Annotated in this window: 15 protein-coding genes; 5 read left to right on the forward strand and 10 right to left on the reverse strand. The window is 71.6% G+C overall.

The window, feature by feature from the left end; genetic code table 11:
* Positions 1-73: 73 nt before the first annotated feature.
* On the forward strand, positions 74-1,300 hold the full coding sequence (locus WME89_RS34685) for a cytochrome P450 (RefSeq protein ID WP_438003927.1): 1,227 nt from the start codon (positions 74-76) through the stop codon (positions 1,298-1,300).
* 75 nt (positions 1,301-1,375) lie between these two features.
* On the opposite strand, the gene WME89_RS34690 is transcribed toward WME89_RS34685, so the two are convergent.
* The 4 genes from WME89_RS34690 to miaB all read right to left on the reverse strand — a co-directional run bounded on the left by WME89_RS34690 (position 1,376) and on the right by miaB (position 5,201).
* Complete coding sequence (locus tag WME89_RS34690; RefSeq protein ID WP_438003928.1) at positions 1,376-2,827, reverse strand: VanW family protein; 1,452 nt, start codon at positions 2,825-2,827, stop codon at positions 1,376-1,378.
* A 100-nt stretch (positions 2,828-2,927) separates the two neighbouring features.
* Positions 2,928-3,128, reverse strand: coding sequence for a sulfur carrier protein ThiS (gene thiS / locus WME89_RS34695; RefSeq protein ID WP_437618875.1), 201 nt, complete (start codon positions 3,126-3,128; stop codon positions 2,928-2,930).
* On the reverse strand, positions 3,125-3,709 hold the full coding sequence (locus tag WME89_RS34700; RefSeq protein ID WP_438003929.1) for a gamma carbonic anhydrase family protein: 585 nt from the start codon (positions 3,707-3,709) through the stop codon (positions 3,125-3,127). The genes thiS and WME89_RS34700 overlap by 4 nt, the downstream gene beginning before the upstream one ends.
* A gap of 1 nt (position 3,710) precedes the next feature.
* Entirely contained in the window at positions 3,711-5,201 is a 1,491-nt protein-coding gene (gene miaB / locus WME89_RS34705; protein WP_438003930.1) for a tRNA (N6-isopentenyl adenosine(37)-C2)-methylthiotransferase MiaB, read from the reverse strand.
* Positions 5,202-5,504: 303 nt separating this feature from the next.
* On the opposite strand from miaB, the gene WME89_RS34710 reads away from it, so the two are divergent.
* The 3 genes from WME89_RS34710 to WME89_RS34720 all read left to right on the forward strand — a co-directional run bounded on the left by WME89_RS34710 (position 5,505) and on the right by WME89_RS34720 (position 9,386).
* Positions 5,505-7,334 carry an AMP-dependent synthetase/ligase gene (locus WME89_RS34710; RefSeq protein WP_438003931.1) on the forward strand — a complete coding sequence of 610 codons (1,830 nt, stop codon included), beginning with the start codon at positions 5,505-5,507 and terminating at the stop codon, positions 7,332-7,334.
* A gap of 178 nt (positions 7,335-7,512) precedes the next feature.
* Complete coding sequence (gene pip / locus WME89_RS34715) at positions 7,513-8,469, forward strand: prolyl aminopeptidase (RefSeq protein WP_438003932.1); 957 nt, start codon at positions 7,513-7,515, stop codon at positions 8,467-8,469.
* A 416-nt stretch (positions 8,470-8,885) separates the two neighbouring features.
* Positions 8,886-9,386, forward strand: a complete 501-nt coding sequence (locus WME89_RS34720) for a host attachment protein (protein WP_438003933.1) — start codon at positions 8,886-8,888, stop codon at positions 9,384-9,386.
* A gap of 142 nt (positions 9,387-9,528) precedes the next feature.
* Here the strand turns inward: WME89_RS34720 and WME89_RS34725 are convergent, their stop codons facing one another.
* Entirely contained in the window at positions 9,529-11,013 is a 1,485-nt protein-coding gene (locus WME89_RS34725; RefSeq protein ID WP_438003934.1) for an OmpP1/FadL family transporter, read from the reverse strand.
* Positions 11,010-14,753, reverse strand: coding sequence for a hypothetical protein (locus tag WME89_RS34730; RefSeq protein ID WP_438003935.1), 3,744 nt, complete (start codon positions 14,751-14,753; stop codon positions 11,010-11,012). Before WME89_RS34730 ends, WME89_RS34725 begins: the two co-directional genes overlap by 4 nt.
* Before the next feature lie 204 nt (positions 14,754-14,957).
* Between WME89_RS34730 and glmU the strand changes: the two genes are divergently transcribed.
* Complete coding sequence (glmU, locus tag WME89_RS34735) at positions 14,958-16,382, forward strand: bifunctional UDP-N-acetylglucosamine diphosphorylase/glucosamine-1-phosphate N-acetyltransferase GlmU (protein ID WP_438003936.1); 1,425 nt, start codon at positions 14,958-14,960, stop codon at positions 16,380-16,382.
* A 65-nt stretch (positions 16,383-16,447) separates the two neighbouring features.
* On the opposite strand, the gene ribA is transcribed toward glmU, so the two are convergent.
* The 4 genes from ribA to WME89_RS34755 form a co-directional block, all read right to left on the reverse strand.
* Positions 16,448-17,134: a GTP cyclohydrolase II gene (gene ribA / locus WME89_RS34740; RefSeq protein ID WP_438003937.1), complete on the reverse strand. Its 687-nt coding sequence runs from the start codon at positions 17,132-17,134 to the stop codon at positions 16,448-16,450.
* 194 nt (positions 17,135-17,328) lie between these two features.
* Complete coding sequence (locus WME89_RS34745; RefSeq protein ID WP_438003938.1) at positions 17,329-17,835, reverse strand: sirohydrochlorin chelatase; 507 nt, start codon at positions 17,833-17,835, stop codon at positions 17,329-17,331.
* A gap of 52 nt (positions 17,836-17,887) precedes the next feature.
* Positions 17,888-19,702: an acyl-CoA dehydrogenase gene (locus WME89_RS34750; RefSeq protein WP_438003939.1), complete on the reverse strand. Its 1,815-nt coding sequence runs from the start codon at positions 19,700-19,702 to the stop codon at positions 17,888-17,890.
* 542 nt (positions 19,703-20,244) lie between these two features.
* Complete coding sequence (locus tag WME89_RS34755; protein ID WP_438003940.1) at positions 20,245-21,312, reverse strand: alpha/beta hydrolase family esterase; 1,068 nt, start codon at positions 21,310-21,312, stop codon at positions 20,245-20,247.
* Between the last annotated feature and the right edge of the window lie 728 nt (positions 21,313-22,040).

Genomic DNA, 22,040 nt, shown 5'->3' on the forward strand with positions numbered 1-22,040 from the left:
TCGCCCTCGCCGGCCGTGTCGGATTCACCACTGGGCCGGCGCCGCGCGCCGCGCCCGAGCAACGGAGGGAACCATGAGTCACGCGTTCAATCTTCTCGCGCCCGAGGTCATCGAGAACCCGCACCCTCACTACGCCGCGCTGCGGGAGAGGGCGCCAGTCTGCCAGGTGGAGCCCCGCGGCTACTGGGCCGTGAGCCGCTATGACGATGTCGTGCATGTGCTCAAGCACCCCGAGCTCTTCTCGTCCGCCGGCACCTTCGAGGCGCGGCGCCAGCTCCTGGACGAGCGGCTCCTGCGCGAGCCCATGCCCGCGGGCGACGTGAACATCATCACGAGCGATCCGCCGGTTCACACCCAGATGCGCAAGCTCATCAGCGGCGCGTTCACGCCGAGGGCGATCGCGCAGCTCGAGGCGCGGGTCCGCGACATCGCGAACGAGCACATCGACCGCATCCTCGCGAAGGAAGCCTTCGACATGATGGAGGACCTGGCCGTGCCGCTGCCGGTCACGGTCATCGCCGAGATGCTCGGCGTCGATCCGTCCCTCCGCGCCGATTTCAAGCGCTGGTCCGACGACACCGTCAACACGCCCGTGGGCGCCCAGCGGATCGGCGACGAGGAGGTCGAGCGCATCCTCCGGAGCCGCCGCGAGATGCGCGCCTACTTCCACGAGATGATCGCGGACCGGAAGCGGCGGCCGCGCGAGGACCTCATCAGCGATCTCATCCGCGGCGAGGTCGAGTACGGCGTGCTCACCGAGGACGACGTGCTCAGCATGGTGGTCCTCCTGCTCATCGCCGGCAACGAGACCACGACCAACCTCATCGGCAACGGCACCCTCACGCTCCTGGAGCACCCGGACGCGCTCCGCCGCCTCCGCGAGGATCCCGGCCTGATCCCGGGCTTCATCGAGGAGGTCCTCCGCTACCAGGGGCCGGTCCGGATGCTCACCCGCCGGGCGACCCAGGACGTGACCCTCTCCGGCGTCACGATCCCGAAGGGCGCGATCGTCACGCCGCTCATCGCCGCCGCGAACCGGGATCCGGCGCAGTTCCCCGACCCGGACCGGTTCGACATCACCCGGGAGCAGCGCGGCCATGTGGCCTTCGGCTTCGGCATCCATTTCTGCGTCGGCGCGCCCCTCTCCCGCCTCGAAGGGAGGCTCGCCTTCGAGGAGATCCTCCGGCGGCTGCCCCCCTTCTCGCGCGAGCCGGGGCCCCTGTCGTGGAGCGGCTCGTTCAGCCTGCGCGGGCTGCGGAGCCTGCGCCTGCGCTTCGACCGGTCCGCCCAGGCCGCTTGATCCGGCGCCCCCCGCGCGGACCGATCCCGCTCGGGAGATGAGCCACGCAGGCGCAGCGGGCCTCCGCGACCCCGCTCACATCGCGTAGCCGTCGCCCTGCGGCTCTGCCGGCGGGGCCTGCTCCTCCGCGGCGGGGGGGACCTCCCCCTCCTGGAGCTCCTCCACCGCCTTGGCGTGCTCGGGGAGCGCCGGCAGCGTCGAGGGATCGTAGCCCGGCGCGACCCAGAACACCTCGGGCGCGGGCTTGTACTCGCTCGTGTAGCTGCGCTCGCCGACCCGGCCGTCCTTGTAGCGGACGGTCACGAAGGATCTCACGTCGTAGCCGCACGAGCCCTTCTGGTTGCGGCGCACCTTGCCCTCCGAGAGCTCGGACTTCACGTAGATGCGACGGATGAAATCGTCGGTGTGCTCGGCGCCGATCTGGTGCGCGACCTCCGCCACCGGGTCGCCGCCCAGGATCTCCACGCGGAGCACGGTGGGCGTGGGCAGGTACGCGTGGATCATGATCGGGAACGGGAGCGTGTTCCTGATCTTCAGGTCCGACTCGGGGTAGGTCACCATCGCGTCGAGCCCCATGGGGATGTAGGCGCTCGGGCGCGAGTGGCTCTGGCGGTCGGGCGTGTCGAGCGCGCCGAAGAGCGACGCGGCGAAGAGCGTGCTGGAGACCTGGCAGGTCCCGCCGCCGTAGCCGGGGACCGTCTCGTCGCCGAGGATCTCCGGGGCGATGGTGAACCCGTTCTTGCGCGTCCGCGGGCCGACGTGGGCGTTGAACGAGAAGGTCTCGCCCGGCGCCAGGATGGTGCCGTCGATCTTGGACGCAGCGTTCTCGATGTTGACCGCGCGCCCGGCCTCCTTGCCGTGCCGCTTGAACTTCGTCTCGTACGCCGCGACGACCCGGGTGACGTCGACGCTCACCAGATCGGCGACGGCGACGTGCGGCGCGGTGTACCGGACCGCGAGCTCGATGCGCTCTTCTTCCTCGTAGGTCCCGGCCCGCAGCGCCCTGAGGGAAGCGTCGATGTCGAGCTCCCGGCCGGCCTGCTCCGGGATCTTGCGCCGGTTCGCGAGGTCGAGGCGCGCGTCGACGGGCACCCGGTAGACCTGGGGGGCCAGCCGCTCGAGCAGCGCGCGGGCCCGCTCCTCGTCGACCGCCCAGACGAGCGGCACGTCGATCTGGCCGCGCCGCGCGCGCCGCGCCTCCCGGATGCGCCGCGCCCAGGGGCCCTCGTGGCCGACGCGCTGCGCCGCCGCGAGCGTCTCGCCCACGTCGATCTCGACGCCCGCCTCGCCGAGCGTCGCGGCGACCTCCACGTCGTCGTGGCGGAACCGGACGACGCGCCCGCGCAGCGCGTCGCGCCGCGCCTCCAGCCAGACCGCCGGCGAGGCCCCGTCCGGCATGAAGCGCTCGCCGATCGAGAGGCCGCGGACCACCGGAGACGCCGGCAGCGCGTCGCTCACCGCCACGGCGGCGCCCACGCCGGCCGATCCGCCGAGCGCCAAGACCAGGACGAGGGCCCTCGTATCCACTGCGGCTGACCATGGTAGCCGGATCGCGGACGGACTGGAAGATCGCCCAGCCAGCGAGAGAGAAGAGAAAAACCGCTCGGCGGGGAGGGCCCCGTGGCGCTCAGCCGCCGCCCACGAAGTGCACGATCTCGATCACGTCGCCCTCGACGAGCTCTGCAGCGGTGTGCTCGGCCCGCGGCACCACCTCGCCGTTGCGCTCCACCGCCACCGGCCCCTCGGTCAGCCCGAGCAGCTCGACGAGCCCACGCACCGTGACCGACGCCGGCACGCTGCGCGCTTCCCCGTTCACCGTGATGTTCATGGCTCCTTCACCCCTTGCATCACCCCGCGCGCGGCGGCACCGGGCTCCCCGGCCGCCGACGCGGCGAGCGCCGCCCGGAAGCGGCGCGCGTTCTCGACATAGCTCGCGGCGCCCATCCTGCCGAGCTCGGCCTGGTCCGGCCGCACCTCGCCCAGCAGCCGGGCCGGGTTGCCGCGCACCAGCGACCTCGGCGGGAACACCTTCCCCGGCGGCACCACCGCGCCCGCGGCGACCACCGAGCCCTCGCCGATCTCGACGTTGTCGAGCAGGATGCTCCCCATCCCGATCAGGCACCCGTCCCCGACGAGGCAGCCGTGCAGGATCGCCCCGTGCCCGATGGTCACGTCGGCGCCGATGATCGTCTGGGAGACGCCGCTCGTCAGGTGCAGGCACGCGAGGTCCTGCACGTTGGTCCGCGGGCCGACGCGGATCGCGCCGATGTCCCCGCGCAGGACCGCGCCGAACCACACGCTCGCCTCGTCGCCGAGCTCCACGTCGCCGATCACCGTCGCGTTCGGCGCCAGGAACACGTCGCGCCCGAACCGCGGGGACACCCCGTCGAGGTCGAGGACGAGCGCCACGTCAGCCCCCCTCGGCAGCGACGACGGGCAGCGAGCGCCGGGCCGGCCGCCCCGGCTCCACGCCGCCGCGCTGCCGCGGCCGGACCGCGGCGCGCGCCGCCTCCGTGAGCTCGGCCTGGAGCGAGTGCTTGTTCGCCCGCGCGATCGAGACCTCGACGACCTCGCCCAGCAGATCGAGCTCCCCCGCGCCCTCGATGTGCGCGATCTCGTGGCGCCCCGTCCGGCCCGACCAGAGCGCGCCGCCTGCGCCGCCGTGGCCGCGCTCCTTGTCTCGCCCCTCGACGAGCACCTCCTGCGTGGTCCCGACGAGGCCCGACAGGTGGGCGGCGAGCAGCGCCTCGCTCTCCTCGAACAGGCGCGCGAGCCGCTCGCCCTTCACGTCCTCGGACACGTCGTCCGGCAGCTTCAGCGCGGGCGTGTGCGGGCGGCGCGAGTACTTGAAGCCGAACAGCCCCTTGAACCCGACCTCGCGCACGAGCGACAGCGTCGCCGCGAAGTCGTCCTCCGTCTCGCCAGGGAAGCCGACGATGATGTCGGTCGAGAGCGTCAGCCCCGGGACGGCCTCCACGAGCGCCCGCGTCCGGGCGACGTACTCGGCGCGCGTGTAGCGGCGGATCATCCGCCGGAGGACGCGGTCGCTGCCCGACTGCACCGGCATGTGCACGTGGCGCGGCAGCACCGCGAGCTCGGCGTGGGCGAGGACGAGCGAGGGCGTGAGGTGCCGCGGGTGCGGGCTCGTGTAGCGCAGCCGCGCGAGGCCGGGGACGTCGGCCGCGATGCGCCGCAGCAGCGCCGCGAACGCGCTCTCGTCCGGGTCGTCCGCGCTCGCGCCGGGGGCCCGCGGCAGCGCGCCGAGCGGGTCGCGGTAGCTGTTCACCGTCTGGCCGAGGAGGGTGACCTCCCGCGTCCCCGCGGCCACGAGCGCGGCGACCTCGGCCACGATGTCGTCGCTCGGCCGGTACCGCTCCGGCCCGCGGGTGTACGGGACGATGCAGAACGAGCAGCGCTCGTCGCAGCCCTTCATGACGGTGACGAACGCCGCCGGCGCGGCGCGCGACGCGGGCGACGGCGGCGTCGCCGCCACGAGGAACCGGGGCGCGTCGAGGTCGAACACCGTGCGCGCGATCGGCAGCCCGCCGAGCGAGAGGTCGCCGAGCAGGCCCGGCAGCTCCGGGATGTTGTCGGGCCCCACCACGACGTCGATGGCGCGCATCTGCTTGAGGAGGCGCTCCCCCTCCTGCTGGGCCACGCACCCGGCCACGACGAGCACCCGGTCCGCGCGCTCCCGCTTCCAGCGCGCGAGCCGGCCCACCTCGCTCCGCAGCTTCTGCTCGGCCTTCTCGCGCACGCTGCACGTGTTCAGCACGAGCACGTCCGCCTCCTCGGGGCCGCCGGCCTCCGTGTAGCCGGCGCGGCGGAGCACGTCGTGCATCCGCTCGGAGTCGTGCACGTTCATCTGGCAGCCGAACGTCGTGATCGAATACCGGGGCATCGAAGCGATGCACCCTCTAACAGAAGGGGCCCGGGGCCGCCACCTCGCCGGCCGCGCGCCCACCGGTGACCGATGAGCCCGCGCCGAGGCGGCGCTCCGCGCGACCGGCCGGGCCCCCGCACGAGGCCGCCCACGGCGGGACGGATCATCCGGCGTCGCGCGACGCCCGATGAACGCAAGCCGATGACCGCCCCCCGATGAGCGCCGCCCCGACAACCGCCTTCGCCGCGGGCCGCGCGCGCCGCGAAAAGCGCGAGAGGCCGGCGCGAGACCATGGTAAAAATCGGGCCGGGAGGAGATGCCATGCCCAAGCTGGAAAACCTGGTGGAGTTGCTCGATCGATCGCTGAGGCTCCATGGCCCGCAGCCGATGTTCGGCACGAAGAAGGACGGCCGCTGGGGCTGGATCACCTATGCGGAGTTCGGGCAGCTCGTCGCCAGGTTTCGCGGCGGCCTCGTGTCGCTCGGTGTCCAGCGGGGCGACCGGGTGGCCATCATCTCCAACAACCGAGTCGAGTGGGCGGTCACGGCGTACGCCTGCTTCAGCATGGGTGTGGCGATCGTGCCGATGTACGAGGCGCAGCTCCCGAGCGAGTGGGCGTTCATCATCAACGATTGCGAGGCCGTGGCCGCGATCATCGCCACGCCGCAGCTCTACGAGAAGTGCAGGGATCTCCCCGAGAAGGCGCCCTCGCTGAAGCACATCGTCTGTCTGTTCGAGCCGCAGGGCGCCGGCGCGCCCGGCGCGCAGACCACCTCGTACGAGGCGCTCGTCGCCGCGGGCGAGAAGAGCCCGGCCCCGCCCATCAAGCCGACCTCCGAGGACACGGCGTGCCTCATCTACACCTCGGGCACGACCGGCAATCCCAAGGGGGTGATCCTGTCGCACGGCAACATCGCCTCCAACGTCTACGCGGTGCGCGACCTCATCCCCTTCAGCAGCAACGATCGGAGCCTGTCGTTCCTCCCCTGGGCCCACTCGTTCGGCCACACCTGTGAGCTCCACGTGATGATCACGGGGGGCGCGTCGATGGCGCTGAGCGAGTCGGTCGACAAGATCGTCGCGAACCTCGGCGAGGTGCACCCCTCCGTGCTGATGAGCGTGCCGCGCATCTTCAACCGCATCTACGAGGGCGTGCAGAAGCAGATGACGGAGAAGCCCGCGGTCATCCAGGCCCTGTTCCGCGCCGGGCTGCGCGCCGCGGCGAAGCGGGGCAAGGGCGAGCCCCTCGGCCTCGTCGAGCGGCTCGCGCTGGCCGTGGCGGATCGGGTCATCTTCTCGAAGATACGCGCCAAGTTCGGCGGCAAGCTGAGGTACGCGATCAGCGGCGGGGCGGCGCTCTCCTACGAGGTGGCCGAGTTCGTCGACGCGCTCGGCATCACCGTCTACGAGGGATATGGCCTCACGGAGACCTCGCCCGTCGCCGCGGTCAACTACCCTGGAGCCCGGCGCCTCGGCAGCGTGGGCAAGCCGATCCCGGGGGTGAAGATCGCGATCGACCGGTCCGAGACGCACGACCCGCGGCAGGGCGAGATCGTGATCTACGGCCCGAACGTCATGAAGGGGTATCACCGGCGCGACGAGGAGAGCAAGGCCGCCTTCACGGAGGACGGCGGCTTCCGCACTGGCGATCTCGGCTACCTCGACGACGACGGCTTTCTCTTCGTCACGGGGCGCATCAAGGAGCAGTACAAGCTGGAGAACGGCAAGTACGTCGCGCCCGCCCCGATCGAGGAGAAGCTCAAGCTGTCTCCGCTGATCAACAACGCGATGGTCCACGGGGACAACCGCCTCTTCAACGTGGCGCTGATCGTGCCCGAGATGACGGCGCTCACCGAGTGGGCGCGGGGCGAGGGGCTCACGTTCGCGTCGCCCGAGGCGATGCTCGAGCACCCGCGGGTCGTCGCGCGCGTCCAGGCGGAGGTCGACAAGTACGCGTCGGGCGCGAAGGGGTTCGAGAAGATCAAGAAGATCACCCTCACGGCCGAGGACTTCACCGCGGAGAACGGGATGCTCACGCCGACGCTGAAGCTGAAGCGGCGCGTGGTGCTCCAGAAGTACGGGCCCGCCCTCGAGGCGCTCTACGGCGGCGCGACGCAGGCAGCGCCGCGCGAGGTGCCGCGGCCCGGCTGAGCGGCCGGCGCTCCGAGGCCGGCGCCCCGCGGCCGGTGCCCCGCGGCCGGTGCCCCGCGGCCGATAACCACGCGCCGGGCCCGCCCACGCCCTCTCCCCTCGCGGCGCGCGTTGTCGTAGGCTGGGCGCGCGCTGGCACGGGCTGGGCGCCGGCTCGACGGACGGGAGCGGTAGAACGATGACAGGCACCCAGAGGCGAACGCTGTATCCCGAGATCGAGCCGTACCGCGCCGGCAGGCTCCGCGTCTCCGATCTCCACGAGATCTATTTCGAGGAGTCGGGCAATCCGCGCGGCAAGCCGGTGGTCTTCGTGCACGGCGGCCCCGGGGGCGGCACGGAGCCGAAGCAGCGGCGCTTCTTCGACCCCGCCGCCTACCGGATCGTGCTCTTCGACCAGCGGGGCTGCGGCAGGAGCACGCCGCACGCGAGCCTGGAGGAGAACACCACCTGGCACCTCGTCGCGGACATGGAGGCGCTCCGCGAGCACCTCGGGATCGAGCGCTGGCAGGTGTTCGGCGGCTCGTGGGGGAGCACGCTCTCGCTCGCCTACGCCGAGCGGCACCCGGAGCGGGTGACGGAGCTCGTGCTGCGGGGCATCTTCCTCCTGCGGAAGCAGGAGCTCGACTGGTTCTATCAGCGGGGCGCGAGCGCGCTCTTCCCGGACGCGTGGGAGGAGTACCTCACGTTCATCCCCGAGGCCGAGCGGGCCGACCTGCTCACCGCGTACCACCGGCGGCTCACGAGCCCCGACCCCGACGAGCAGCAGCGGGCGGCGCGGGTGTGGAGCGTCTGGGAGGGGCGGACGAGCTGCCTGCACGTGAACCCCGAGCTCGTCGCGAAGACATCAGGAGGCGAGTTCGCGCTCGCGTTCGCCCGCATCGAGTGCCACTACTTCATGAACAAGGGGTTCTTCGAGCCAGAGACGCAGCTGCTCGACGACGTGCACCGGATCCGCCATATCCCCACGGTCATCGTGCACGGCCGCTATGATGTGGTCTGTCCCGCGGAGAGCGCCTGGGCGCTGCACCGGGCGTTCCCCGAGGCCGACCTGCGCATCGTGTCGGACGCCGGGCACTCGGCGATGGAGCCGGGCATCCTGCACGAGCTGGTCGAGGCGACCGACAGGTTCCGCTGAGGCGCGCGCGGGCGAGGGCGCGCTGGCCGCGCCCGCCGGGGCGCGTTGCAAGCCAGCGGGGCGCTGTTCGACGCGTTCCGGCAAGGCCAGCGCGAGCGCGCACACACTCTCCCTCCCCGCGCGAAGGCCCCGCGCGGAGGCCCCGCACACACTCTCCCCGCGCGGAGAGCCGATGGCCGAGGTCGATGCCCTGTCGCCCGTACACCGAAGACCGTATTTCTTGCTCAACAACTTCCTGAGAGGATCTCGCGACTCTCTCGTTCTCGTCGGATCCGGGGCCGCAAGGACGTTGTTGAGCCTGCCTCGCGCGTGCAACTCGGTCGAATCTCGCCGCTCTGGGCTCTCTGGCCGCTTGCGCCTCCAGGGGTCGGTCTTTAACGTAGACAAAGGGAAGGGTTGATTCCCTGTGGAGGCTTATGGCAAACAAGGCAGCACGGAAGACATGGATCTTGGTCTCCGACGCAAGTCGTGCCCAGCTCTATCGTGAAGAGCCTGCTGGCAAAGGGTTTACCCTGCTCGAGTCCTACAGTCATGAGGAGAGCCGGGCCCGCGTTCGGGATCTGATGGCCGACGCGCACGGGCGCAAGCCGAACGGCACCCCAGGCGGGAACGGCAACATCAGCGGCGGCGGAGGTGGCCCGCACCTCGGCCGTCCCGGCGCCGCGCCCGACACCGATCCCAAGGAGGTCGAGAAGCAGAAGTTTGCCCATGAGCTCGCGGGGGTGCTGGAGAAGGGCCTGAACGAGCACGAGTACGAGTCGCTGGTGCTCATCGCGCCGCCCCACTTCCTCGGCCTGCTCCGCGGGACCGTGAGCAAGCAGGTCAGCAACCACATCGAGTCGACCGTCGACAAGGACCTGAGCTGGCTGGACGGCCCCCGGCTCACCGAACGCCTGCGCGAGCTGCGCGCCGAGTAGCGCTGCGGCGCGCGTAACGGAGACGCCCTTCGAGGCCGCCGTCGCGAACGGCGGCCTCGAAGGGCCGCCCTCCTCGAAGGGCGCAGCGGACGTGGCCGTCGACGCGGCGCCGCGCGCGCCGCCCCGCTCGCTCCCGCCGCGCTCAATCCTGCTTCTTCTGCTCCGGCGCCGCCTCGAAGGTATAGGCCACGCCGAGGCCCACCACGTTGGCGCGGGCGGTGTAGGCGCCGCCATTGATGAAGTTCGGGTCCTCCGGCGGGTTCGCCCGCACCGGGCTCACCTGCGGGACCCGCGCGTCCCCTGGATCGACCGTCACGCCCGCCACGAACACGTGCGCGTAGCTCGCGTCGAGGCGCCACCGGCCGAGGTGAACGCCGAGGCCGGCGGCGGTGGTCACCTTCGTCGCGTCGATCGTGAGGACCGACAGGTACTCGGGCGGGACAGCGCTCTGCTCGAAGCTCACGCCAGCGCGCAGATCCCACCGCCGGCCCGCGAGCTCGACGGAATACTCGCCGCCGAGCCGCGCGGAGAACGAGCTCTCGAACCGCCGGGGGTACTCGACCGCAGGGGCGCGAAACTCCTCAGGAAAACCGGCGACATCCCGGAGCACCAGGTCCTCGGGCTCGACGAGGATGTCGTCGTGCATGCCCCAGCCCTCGAGGCCCAGCCCGAGCTCCACGCGCAGGTCGTCCACGACCCGCGCCTCCACCCCGGCGCGGAGGATCCAGGGCAGGTCGAACGAGACGTCGGCGTCCTCGCCCTCCTGGACGGCGCGCTCGAACACGGGCGCCGCGGGGAGCCGCGCCCGGATGGTGGCCGGCGCGCGCACCCAGACGGGCAGCTGGAAGGCGAGGCCGACGCGCCACGCCCGGCTCGGGACGAAGAGCGCCCCGAGCTGGCCCGTCGGCGCGAGGATCGGCCCGACCGAGAGCTCGGACTGGATGTCCCACTCCGGGTCCTCGGGCGCGCAGAACATCCGCTCGGGGACGCACCCGGAGGCCACCATCCGGCTGTTGAACGCGCCGACCACCGCGCCGATCGAGGCCCCGAAGCGCCACGCGGGCGACGGCGCGTACGCCGCGCCCGCCCCGAGGAACGCGAGCGCCGAGCCATCCATGTCGAGCAGCGCGTACCGCTGCGGCGCCGGCATCCCCTTCACCTGCTCCGGGTAGCTGGAGATGGCCGCGTACGGCGCCCACACCCCGCCCCAGACGACCCATTGCCGGTCGACCTGGAGCGACGCCGCCAGCGTGGGGATCGGCAGCATCGGCGCGCTGCCGGTCACGGGCTCCATCGTCTGCACGAAGCTCGCGCCGGTCGGCTCGCCGGTGTTCGGGTCGACCTGCCGCAGGAGCGCCTGGCGCGTGTACTGGCTGCGCCACTCGACGAGCCCGGCGTCGACGAGCACCTGGGTGCCGGCCTCGTAGACGCCCGCCGGGTTGTAGGCGATGGCGCCGAGATCGTCGCCGCCGGCGATGTACGCCCCGCCGCGGGACGACGGGCGGACGCCGCGATCGGTGAGGTACATGCCGGCGGCGCCCGCCTCGCCCTGGCGCAGGACGAGCGCTCCCGCGGCGGACACGGCGAGGAGCGCGGCGCGGGTCATGGGCTTCTGCACGCGGCTCACTCGCGCGGTCGATCCTTGATGATGGCGTAGATCTGCTCGAGCCCGCGGGTCTCATCGAGCAGGAAGTCCCTCGCCGAGCCGAACACCTGACGATAGTCCTCCGCCGTGAGGGGCGCGGCGCTCTCGGCGTCGATGCGGTTCACGTCGGCGATCGCGTCCAGGAACACCTGGATCGGCGCGCGGCCGTCCGCCATCGGCTTCACCAGCGCCGGGAGCACGTGATCCAGCGCGTGGTACCTGTCGTAGCGATCGTCGTTGAGCGCCTTGAGCGCCTCGAGCCCGGCGTCGACAGCGCCCGGGCCGTCGGCGTCCCCCTCCGGGCTCAGCGCCACGGCCGCTGTCCTGAGCAGCGGCGCGAGCACGTCGTCGTTGACGAGGAGCTGGGCGCCGTCCACCGCCGTCGCGAGCAGCGCCGGGAACGCGCCGCTGTCCCCGTCCGCGTCGAGCATGGCGGTGAGGAACCGCTCGACCTCCCGCCGCGCCGGCTCGTGGCCGCGGAGCGATTCCGTCACGTCGGCGAGGCCCGCGAAGAGCGGGTGGCTCACCAGGTCGACCACCTTCGCGCCGAGCTCCTTCTGCGCCCAGGCGCACCGCCCGGTCGCCTCGCGATCCGGGCAGCGCGCGTTCAGCTGCTCGCGGAGCGCGCGCAGGACCACGGCGCCCATCCGCGGGAGCGCGCGGTTCTTGAACCGGGCCTCCGGCCCTGACCCCTCGACCGCGAGGAGCGCGTCCACGAGCTCGTCCGTGGCGCGCTTCCACTGGCCCCTTCGCTCCGCGGCGTCGGGGGCGCTGCTCTGCTCGAAGCGGGCGTCGATGCCGTTCAGGGCGTCGGCGATCAGGGTGAAGACGGTGAGCTGCTCCTGCGTCCTGCCGTCGGCCCACGTCGCCTTCTTCTTCCCCCACCGGTCGACCATGCCCATGCCGGCGGCGTAGCGGGTGCTGAAGAGGATCCGCGCGAGCTTCTCGAACGCCTGCGCCTTCGTCCAGGCCTGCCCGGCCCTCGGGCCGCGCTGCACCGTCACCGCGGCCGACGGGTCGATCGCCATCCGGGCGAAGGCGACCGACGACGCGATGACGTCCTCGGCCTGGAGCGCGTCGGCGAGGAGCGGCTCGTACGAGCTGGCGCCCGCCTCCGAGCAGTACATCGTGTTGGTCGCCGGCGAGCCGGCCTTGATGCACTCCGGCCCGTGCTCCTTGCCCGGCCAGTGCCGGTACGCCGTGCTGAAGAGGTCGATGAGGATCTCCTCTCCTGTGGTGTCGGGGGCGACCTCGGCGAACGCCGCCACGATGGGGCTCAGGTAGTCGCCGAGCCCGAGCCGCTCGATCAGGAAGGTCGTCCCCGGGTGGCGCACCCGGATCAGGTTCTCCGGGGTGCTGCACTCGTTCACGCCCAGCGCGTTCCTCGGGCAATGGATCGTGCCGGCCGGCTCGAGCGTCCCCGAGATGAACAGGTTCGTCGTCTCGTTCGCCTGGGTCCGCAGCGGGTCGAGGTCCGGCAGGCCCGGGTACCGCTCCGAGTCTGCCCCGAAGTAGATGAGCCGGCTCAGCGCGGCCGGCGTGGGATGGCTCGTCAACCCGGTGATGTCGCTGGAGTCCTCGAGCAAGGAGTCGGTCACGACGAGCGCGAGGGCCGAGGGCTTCACCTCGAGCTCGGACCGCTTCGGGTGCCCCTCCGGGAGCAGGGAGCCGAGGTAGAAGGCCGCCAGATTGTCGATCTGGAACAGCTCGCACTCGTCGAAGTCGAGGAAGGGCACCGTGACGTTGAAGACGCTCACGACCGCGCCTTCCTTGTTGCACTGCCGCACCCCGGCGGTGTCGTGCATGAGCTGCATCAGCCGCTCCATGGCCGAGCGGTTGTCGCCGCTCCTCGGCTTCGTCGGGTCGACCGGCGTCCGCGGGTCCACCGTCGAGGGCGCCCCGACCGTGAGGTTGATGGCCGGGCCGTTCAGGTCGGCGGGGTTGTACGCGAGCTGGTCGCGGGTCCTGAGCATCGTCGCGACAGCGTCGCCCGCGTGCTGCGCCCTGCCGTGCGGGGTGAGGAGCGCGTCGCTCGCGAGCGCCTCGAGCAGGCGCGCCACGAGCCCCGGCTGCTCGACGGCCCTGTCGAGCACCGCCGCCAGCTCGTCCCCGAGCGGCGCCCCGTCGGCGAGCTGCGCGACAGCCTCCTTGCCCTCGGCGGCCAGCCGGTCGTGCTCGCGGGCGAGATCGCGGATGCGCAGCGCCGCGCCGGCCATGCGGGCGAGCTCCCCCTCGTGGTTCTCGAGCAGGTCGATCAGCGCGGCGAGGAGGGCGTCCGAGTCCCTGTCGGCGAGCACCTGGCCGACGGCGTGCGCCAGGTCGGCGAGCGGCGAGTCCTCGCCACGGAAGCGGCGGTACTGCAGGCAGCCGTCGCACTTCTCGCTCGCCGGCAGGGCCTTGTCCCGCGCGAAATCGTAGCTTGCCTGCTCGCGGTCGCCGTAGAGCAGGTACGAGCCGGCGAGGGCGTACATGAGCCCCTCGTGCTCGGTCTTCCACGGCTCGGCGTCCCCCTCGCCCGCGTAGCGGGTCCCGTCGACGAGCGGCGCGAGGCTGCGGAGCGCCGCGGCGGCGAGCGTGCGGGACGTGTCGATGTACGTGTACAGCTCCGGCGACGGGCGCCCGAACCGGTCCGGCTCCTGCGACGGCTCGACGCCGGGCACGGCGAACGGCGGATCGACGGGGAGCGGCTCCCCGGACGCGTCGACGAAGCGGCCGAACGCGTCGACGTCGGCGAGGCCGTCGCCGTCCTCGTCGGCGAACGGCGCGGGCACGCCGTCGCCCGCGGGGAGCGCGAAGCCGCGTCGATCGCGGCGCGCGATGTAGCGCGGCGGCGCCGTGTCGCGCTCGGCGAAGCTCGGGTGCTCCGCGAGCGCCACCGCGCCCGCGAGCTCGGCCAGGGTGCGCGGCCGGCTCGGCTGGGCGGTGGCCGGATCGACGACGAGCGGCTCCGCGCTCGACGTCGCCGGCTCCAGCGCGAGCAGCTCTCTCTTGCCGGCGGCGAAGAGCGCCTGGAGCGCCGCCGCGCCCGTCCCGCCGGGGCCGAGGACATCGAGCGACGCCCGCGTCATCGCGCGGAGCTCCGGGTACTCGAGCGCCGCGCGCGCCGCGCCGAGCGCCACGCCGGCCGGCCGGTAGCCCCGCCGCTCCCCGATCTGCGCGAGCTTGCCGGACGCCTCCTCGCTGCCGGCGAACGCCGCCGAAAGCCGCCCGATCCCGCGCGTCGACGCCGGCAGGACCGGCGGCCCCTCCCTGTCGAACGGGTTCGTCTCGTAGAGCGGCGCGATCGTCTGCGACAGGCTCAGGAAGGCGTCGTGCAGCCGGATCTTGCCGCCCCCCTCCCCGGCCGCGACGTTGTCGATCTCGACGTCCGGCACCGCGGCGTTGACGGCGCGCACGAGGTCGCCGCGCCACCGCGCCATGGTCTCGACCTTGGCCACCCCGAGCCTGCGCGCCCGCTCCGCCTTCTCGCCGGAGACCGGCGGCAGCAGCGACGCGTCCACCCTGTCCTCGTAATGGCCCGCGCTGTCGTAGTGACAGACGCGCTGGTACGAGGCGCCGGTGTGGTCCTCGTTCAGGCTCGACGCGCCCACGCGGTCGCAGAGCACGCCGAAGACGTCGTCGCCCAGCGTCGCCCTGGGGGGCGCTACCCGCCGCGTGTCGAGCGGCTCGTGACAAGAGGCAGCAACCGCCCCGGCGGCGACGAGCGCAACCAGCCGAAACACACCCGCGGCCGAGCAACGCAGCGTACGCCTGCGCATAGAGGACAACCTCCCCGATACGCCTCCAGGGTAGACGATTACGCTCCAGGTGCGTAGGCACTTCCTGCCCATGCCGGTGAGCTGGATGGCAGCGCGGCGCGTATTCTCCACGTTCTCTGTACTGCGAGGGAGACGGCGGCGGGCCCGACGGTGTTAGGCTGCGGGGCGATGGCGACCGCCCAACAAGCCCCGTTCACCGCTGTCATCCTCGCCGCCGGACAAGGGACCCGCATGAAGAGCGCCCGACCGAAGGTGCTCCACGAGCTCTGCGGCCGGCCGATGCTCCACTACGTCGTCGACGCGGCCCTGGCCGCCGGCGCCTCGGACGTCGTCGTCGTGGTCGGCCACGGCCGCGACGAGGTCTCCGCGGCCCTGGACAAGGCGTTCAGCGCCCACGGAAAGAGCGTCCGCACCGCGCTCCAGCCCGAGCAGCGCGGCACCGGCGACGCGGTGCGCTGCGCCATGCCGCAGCTGAAGCCGAGCACCGAGGCCGTCCTGATCCTGTGCGGCGACACGCCGCTGCTCGATCCAGGGCAGCTGACGCAGCTCCTCGACGCGCTCTCCGGCGCGAGCGACGCGCCGATGGCGCTGCTCACCGCGCAGGTCGCCGACCCCACCGGCTACGGCAGGATGCTGCGCGACGGCTCGGGCCGCGTGATCGGCATCCGCGAGCACAAGGACGCGAGCCCCGAGGAGCGCGCGATCACCGAGGTGAACCCCGGCGTCTACCTCGCCCGCAGCGCGTTCCTAGAGCGCGCGCTCGCCGGCCTGACGACCGACAACGCGCAGGGCGAGCTCTACCTGACCGACATCGTCGCGCAGGCGGCGAAGGCCGGCGGCGCCGCGGCGGTCGTGGCCAGGGACGCCGGCTCGCTCGTGGGCATCAACGACCGCGCGCAGCTCGCCGCGGCCGAGGAGGTGCTCTACGGCCGCATCGCCGACCGGCTGCGCAAGAGCGGCGTCACGATCAGGACGAGCGCCCGCGTCGACGCCGGCGTGGCCGTCGAGGCGGACGCGGTCATCGAGCACGCGGTGGTGCTGCGGGGCCAGACGCGCGTCGGCGCGGGCGCGCGCATCGACGTGGGCTCGGTCCTCACGGACGTCGTCGTCGAGGCGGGCGCCTCGGTGAAGCCGTACACGGTCGCCTCGCAGTCGTCGATCGGCGCCGGCGCGCAGATCGGGCCGTTCTCGCACCTCCGCCCGGACAGCCAGATCGAGGCCGACGCGCACATCGGCAACTTCGTCGAGACCAAGAAGACGGTGGTCCGCAAGGGCGCGAAGGCGAACCACCTCGCCTACCTCGGCGACGGCGATATCGGCGAGGGCGCGAACGTCGGCGCCGGGACGATCTTCTGCAACTACGACGGCTTCCGGAAGCACCGGACCGAGATCGGCCCCGGCGCCTTCATCGGCAGCGACTCGCAGATCGTCGCCCCGGTGAAGATCGGCGCGGGCGCCTACGTGGCGACGGGCACGACAGTGACCCGCGACGTGCCGGCGGAGGCGCTCGCGATCGGCCGGGTGAAGCAGGAGAACAAGGAAGGCTACGCCGCGAAGCTCAAGGCGCGGCTGAAGGACGCGGCGAAGAAGTAGCGGGCGCCGCGGCGGCGCGATCTCCCCGCGCGGGGGGTCGCGCCCGCTCCTGCGACGGCCCGGCGCTACTCGGCGTCGCTGGCCGCGGCGCGCTCGCCGGCCGCGCCGTCACGCAGCGACGGGATGACGTGGCCCATGCGGAGGCGCTTCGCCTCGAGGTAGGGCGCGGAGAAGGGGTTGGCCGCGACGAGCGCCGGCGAGCGCGAGGAGATCCTCACGCCGAGCGCGCGGAGCGCGTCGACCTTGTCCGGGTTGTTCGTGAGCAGCCGGATCGACTCGATGCCGAGGTGATCGATCATCGCGGCCGCGGGCTCATAGCCGCGGGCGTCGTCGGGCAGCCCGAGGATGCGGTTGGCGTCGACCGTGTCGTGACCGAACGCCTGGAGCTGGTACGCGCGGATCTTGTTGGCGAGCCCGATGCCGCGCCCCTCCTGCCGCAGGTAGAGCACGACGCCGAGCCCGCGGCGGCCGATCTCGGCCTGGGAAGCCTCGAGCTGCTCGCGGCAGTCGCACTTCAGCGAGCCGAAGACCTCGCTCGTGAGGCACTCGGAGTGCACGCGCAGCGTGACGTCCGACTTGCCACGCACGTCGCCCATCACAAGCGCGACGTGGTCGGGTGAGAGCCCCTGCTCGGAGCTCGTGGTTCCACCCCAGTGGAACACCAACATCTGAAACACACCGTGCTTCGTCGGCACGGGCGCCTGGGCGCGAATATCGAGCTGAGGCCGGATCGCCGTCGTCGGGACGTACATCTCGCTCTCCTGGTGGAGGGGTTTTGGGGTCTCGTGTCAAGCAAGGAGCAACGCGTCGAGTAATTCCGTTCACCTTGCCGATGTCCGGCCACCCCTGAAGGTGGCGTCAATCAGGTAGCGTAATCACTGGGCAGGGACAAGGTGAGCTCTCCAAGTTGTTGCTCCACGGACATACCGGGAACAACTGCGCAGGGCTAGCCGAGGTCCCGCGCGAGCTGGGCGGCGAGCAGGCGCGCGACCTCCGAGAGGTCGAAGGGCCAGGCATAGCGGAGCGCAACCGAGGGGTGCTCGGCGCGCAGCTGCGCGATGATCTCCGGGATCTCCACCTCGGAGTGCACGCCCCCCGGGGTCAGCATCGACGGGACCACCGCGATCTCCGTCGCGCCCCGCTGGACCGCCGTCGCGACGGCCTCGGGGAGCGTCGGGGCGCAGAACTCGTTGTAGGCGACGAGGAGCTCGGCGCCGCCGAGCAGCGGCGCGAGCTCCGCGGCCAGGCGCTCGATGCCGGCGCGGTAGGGGTCGTTCTCCGGCGTGCGCGGCCAGGCGCGGACCTTCGCCTCGAGCTCGCGCTCCTCGTGGCCCGGCGCGCCGCCCCCGCCCGCCGCGCGGCGGCCCTCCAGCGCCTTGAGGCGCGTCACGAGCTCGCGCGGACAATCCGCCGCCGGCGCCCCGTGCCCGACCAGGATGACGACCCTCTTCATGCGACAGCTCCTCTCCCCGTGTCCGCGCGCGCATCCCGCGCCGCCCCGCGCCTCAGAACCACGCCGGCTCGATCCTGGCGTACGAGTCCTCGCCCGAGCGGCAGAGCGCGGCGAGCGCGTCGACCCGGGGCAGCTCCGTCGAGAACCAGTACTGCGCCGCGCAGAGCTTGCCCTCGAGGAAGCCCGCTGGCGAGGAGCCCCGGGCCAGCCCCTCCCGGGCCGCCGCGGCCATCTCGAGCCACTGCCAGGCGATCACGACGGTGGAGGCGAGCTCCATGTAGTCCGCGCTGTGCCGCAGCATCCGGTCGACGTCGCCGCGCGCCCCCGCCTCCGCGAGGTGCGCCGTCACCTCGTCGAGCAGCGACGCCGCCGCGCCCAGGCGCTCGCCCCACGCGGGCTCGACCCCGGCCCGCTGCGCCCGGCCGAGGGTCCGCTGGATCTCGCCGCCGAGCGCCCTGAGCGCCGCGCCGCCCTCGGCCACGACCTTGCGGCCGAGGAGGTCCAGGCCCTGGATGCCCGTCGTCCCCTCGTGGATCGAGTTGAGCTTCTGGTCCCGGAGCCACGCCTCCGGCAGGTACTCGCTCGAGTAGCCGTAGCCGCCGTGGACCTGGACCGCGAGGGCGTTCGACTCGAACCCCTTCTCGGCGGGGAACGTCTTGGCGACGGGCGTGAGCAGGTCGAGGAGCCGCTGGGCGCGCGCCCGCTCCTCGGCGTCCGCGGCGTGCGCGGCGAGGTCGGCGAACAGCGCGGTCGTCGCGAGCAGCGCCAGGCTGCCCTCCACGATGGCCTTCTGCCGGAGCAGCATGCGGCGCACGTCGGCGTGCTCGATGATCGGCACCTGCGGCGCCGCCGGGTCCCTCGAGCCGAGCCGCCGGCCCTGCGGCCGGACGAGCGCGTAGCCGAGCGCCTCGTGGTAGGCCGCCGAGGCGGTCGCCGCGGCGTTGACGCCCACCATGATCCGGGCCTCGTTCATCATCTGGAACATGTAGGCGATGCCCTGGTGGGGGCTGCCCACGAGGTAGCCGTGGCAGTCCCCCCGCTCGCCGAAGCTCATCGACAGGCTCGGGAGCCCGCGCCAGCCGATCTTGTGGATCATGCCGGCGACCTCCACGTCGTTCGGGACGAGCTGCCCGCCTTCGGTCCCCCGCTCGGGCCGCCGCTTGGGCACGGCGAACAGGCTCACGCCCTTGATGCCCGGCGGCGCGCCCTCGATGCGCGCGAGCGTGAGGTGGACGATGTTCTCGGTGAGGTCGTGATCCCCGCCCGAGATGAAGATCTTCGACCCGCGGACGAGGTAGTGCCCGGCCTCGGTCCGCGCCGCGCGCGTCTGCACGTCGGCCAGGCTCGAGCCTGCCTGGGGCTCGGTGAGCGCCATCGTCCCGGTCCACTCGCCGGCGTACATCCGGGTCATGAACGCGGCCTTCAGGGCGTCGTCGCCGAAGGTCTCGATGAGGTGCGCCGCGCCCGTGGTCAGGCCGAGGTAGCTGCACGCGCTCAGGTTGGCCGCCATCAGGTAGGCGCCGGCGAGGGTCGCGACGACGAGCGGCAGCTGCTGGCCCCCCACCGCCGCCGGCCGCGTCGCGGCGAGCACCCCGAGCTCGACCATCGGCCGGAAGACCTGCTTGAGCGCGGGGTGGACCTTGATGGCGCCCCCCTCGAAGCGGGGCGGGGACTCGTCCACCGGCTTGTAGGTCGGGAACAGCACGTCGCGCGCGAACCGCCGGCAGCTCTTGAGGTAGAGGTCGAACGTCTCCCGCGCGTGATCGGCGAAATGGGGGAGCTCGCAGAGGCGCGGCGCGTCGAGCACCTCGTAGAGGAGGAACTCGACGTCGCGGTCGTTGAGCAGCGGGTTCTGAGGGGCGGTCATGGCGTCTGTCGTCGGCCTCGGCGCAAAGTAGGCGCGCACGAAGCAGGATGTCGAGGGCCTGTCGCGGCCATGGGTCCGGCGAGCGTGCGCGGACGCGCGCCGGTGGATCGCGGCGGTGCGGCGGGCGAAGCCGCCTGCTTCGCGGCGGCGGGCGTCCTCATCCGGCGAGGCCGCGCCGGCATCCGGAGGTGAACCGGGAGGACCTCTCCGGCGCCGAGGCGTCGGCAGAAGAAATATCTGTTATTTCAACGGGTTGCGACTGACGCTTGGCCGATTCGTCTTCCGGCGTGGCCCAACGCGGGCCCAACGAACAGGCGTTTGCGGGACTGGCGGACTTCGACGGCACCGGGCAGGTCTCCCTGCAGACGCGCAACGCGCGGAGCCTGGCGGCCTCCCTGCACCCGCTCCGCCCCGTGAAGTCGAAGGGCTGAATCAGCTCCCAGCTCGGGCGCTTGGAGGCGGCCCCTGTTCCCCTGCAGGCGAGACGCCCCGAGCGCGGCGCTGCGCGCGGGCGAGGGTCCCGTCCGCGGCGAGGACGTCGGTCAGAACTGCTTGAAGAACTTCCACGACTCGATGGGAATCCAGTTCGGATTGCCGTCGATGTTCGTGTGCCCGCCGCCGAAGGTGCACACCCGCGTCGGATGTTCCGGATCGCAATCCTGGAAATCGTAGCAGCTGTACGCGCCGTTTGAAGTCGGGATGTCGGTCGGAATCGTGCAGCCGTTGTCCTCAGCTTTTTCGAGGGCGATGAACTTGGCCCCTCTCTTTTGAGCTTCGTTGTTCACCCAGGGGCACGTCCCGTCGGTCATGCCCGTCGTGTGCATCCAAGCAATGGGCTTACGTGTCTTTTCAGGCAACCAGATGTTGTAGTTGGCCGGGGCGATGCCCACGGCCGCACGGATCTCCGCTTGATGGTTCGTCGACAGCGAATAGGTGATCATCCCTCCGAAGCTGAAGCCGGTCGCGAACACGCGGGTCGTGTCGTAGCAGACACTTTCATTCATGAGCGCCATGATGTCGTCGAACAGCGCGTGGTCCTTCTCTTGCCACGTTGCACCGTCCGAGGAGGGGGCCACGAAGATGGCTTGCTCTCCGTCGGCCTCCAGCTGCGGTTTGAGGAAGTAGAAGTCTTGCCCCTCGACGTCTTGCCAGCGGCTGCCGATCCAATGTGAGGTGTAGAACAGCCGGTAGGGCTTGTTCATGTCGTAGTTCTTGGGCATATCGACGTAGTACACGCGATTTTGGCCCGAGCTTGAGATCGTATACTCCTTGGTCGTCAACGTGGTCGCCTTGCCGCACCCCGCGCTCGGCACAGGCGCGTTCCCCATGGGAATGGCTCCTTCGGGCCAGCCACCCGTGCCAGCACTGCCGCTGCCGGTCGGCTCAGCCCCGCCACTCCCGCCGCTGTTGTCACCGCCGGTCCCAGCCACGGTGGTGGTGCTGCTAGAGGTCGCACCGCCGCTGCCGCTCGCGCTGCTGACGGAGCTGGTCGCCGTCGCTCCGCCCCCTCCGTCGTTGTTCGAGTCGGACTCGGCGGAGGCGCACGAAATCGCGACCGAGCTCGCAAGGGTGACACAAAAGGCGAGTCGTCTGAACGTTTGATCTTGCATCACGGGACTCCTACGTACCGGAATGAGGTAAAAAGGAAACGAAACGATTCGAGCCGCAGGGCGGCCTGCCGCGTACGCCCGACCAGATCGACCGGACGGGGATCTTGTTCGTGCGCACGGCGGGGTCCCTCGGGAGTACCTACCGCAAAAGCTCGGCATGCAGCGGCAGCACCCAGGATTTCACGACAGCCGTCCAGCAAGCGAGGGTTGTCGCGTCCTCTGGTGGATCGCTCTTGACAAAACACCAATGACCATCGACCAGCCATCGCTTCCGCGACGACCGAGCGAACAGGATCAGTGTAAAATACAACCGAATGGATCAGATTGACGAAGAGCTCGGTACTGATGAGGACCCGAGCAAACCGAAACAATCGGATAGCCCTCGACTGCAATGTGAACGCTCACATTGCCGGTGTCAATTCCAATCGACCGCCCCGCGGGTATCCTCGGGCCCGAGGGAGGACAAGGCTGGCGGGGCTCCTTCGGAGCGCCGCGTAAGAGGGGTGGGCGCCGGACCGCGTCATTGCCGGACTGCCCGACCAGCGCGAAGCCGATCAGCGCGTCAAAAGCCCGTCTCGTCGATCGCCAGCGCCGTTGGACCAAGCCCGAGTCGAGCAGCATCGGCGATGCGGATCGCGCTGCCACCACAATCGTACTGTCAGCGTGTCATGTTGCCGCGGTCGATGCGGAGACTGTGCCTGTCCAACTCCACCTCTCGTCGGGTAGCA

The organism is Sorangium sp. So ce321 (genome assembly GCF_051530195.1).
Classification (GTDB): domain Bacteria; phylum Myxococcota_A; class Polyangia; order Polyangiales; family Polyangiaceae; genus Sorangium.

Excerpts from the sequence above, each read along its gene's own strand:
- WME89_RS34685 (WP_438003927.1), top strand. The coding sequence starts at position 74 with ATGAGTCACGCGTTCAATCTTCTCGCGCCCGAGGTCATCGAGAACCCG.
- thiS (WP_437618875.1), bottom strand. The coding sequence starts at position 3,128 with ATGAACATCACGGTGAACGGGGAAGCGCGCAGCGTGCCGGCGTCGGTC.
- miaB (WP_438003930.1), bottom strand. The coding sequence starts at position 5,201 with ATGCCCCGGTATTCGATCACGACGTTCGGCTGCCAGATGAACGTGCAC.
- WME89_RS34710 (WP_438003931.1), top strand. The coding sequence starts at position 5,505 with ATGCCCAAGCTGGAAAACCTGGTGGAGTTGCTCGATCGATCGCTGAGG.
- pip (WP_438003932.1), top strand. The coding sequence starts at position 7,513 with ATGACAGGCACCCAGAGGCGAACGCTGTATCCCGAGATCGAGCCGTAC.
- WME89_RS34720 (WP_438003933.1), top strand. The coding sequence starts at position 8,886 with ATGGCAAACAAGGCAGCACGGAAGACATGGATCTTGGTCTCCGACGCA.
- glmU (WP_438003936.1), top strand. The coding sequence starts at position 14,958 with ATGGCGACCGCCCAACAAGCCCCGTTCACCGCTGTCATCCTCGCCGCC.
- ribA (WP_438003937.1), bottom strand. The coding sequence starts at position 17,134 with ATGTACGTCCCGACGACGGCGATCCGGCCTCAGCTCGATATTCGCGCC.
- WME89_RS34745 (WP_438003938.1), bottom strand. The coding sequence starts at position 17,835 with ATGAAGAGGGTCGTCATCCTGGTCGGGCACGGGGCGCCGGCGGCGGAT.
- WME89_RS34750 (WP_438003939.1), bottom strand. The coding sequence starts at position 19,702 with ATGACCGCCCCTCAGAACCCGCTGCTCAACGACCGCGACGTCGAGTTC.
- WME89_RS34755 (WP_438003940.1), bottom strand. The coding sequence starts at position 21,312 with ATGCAAGATCAAACGTTCAGACGACTCGCCTTTTGTGTCACCCTTGCG.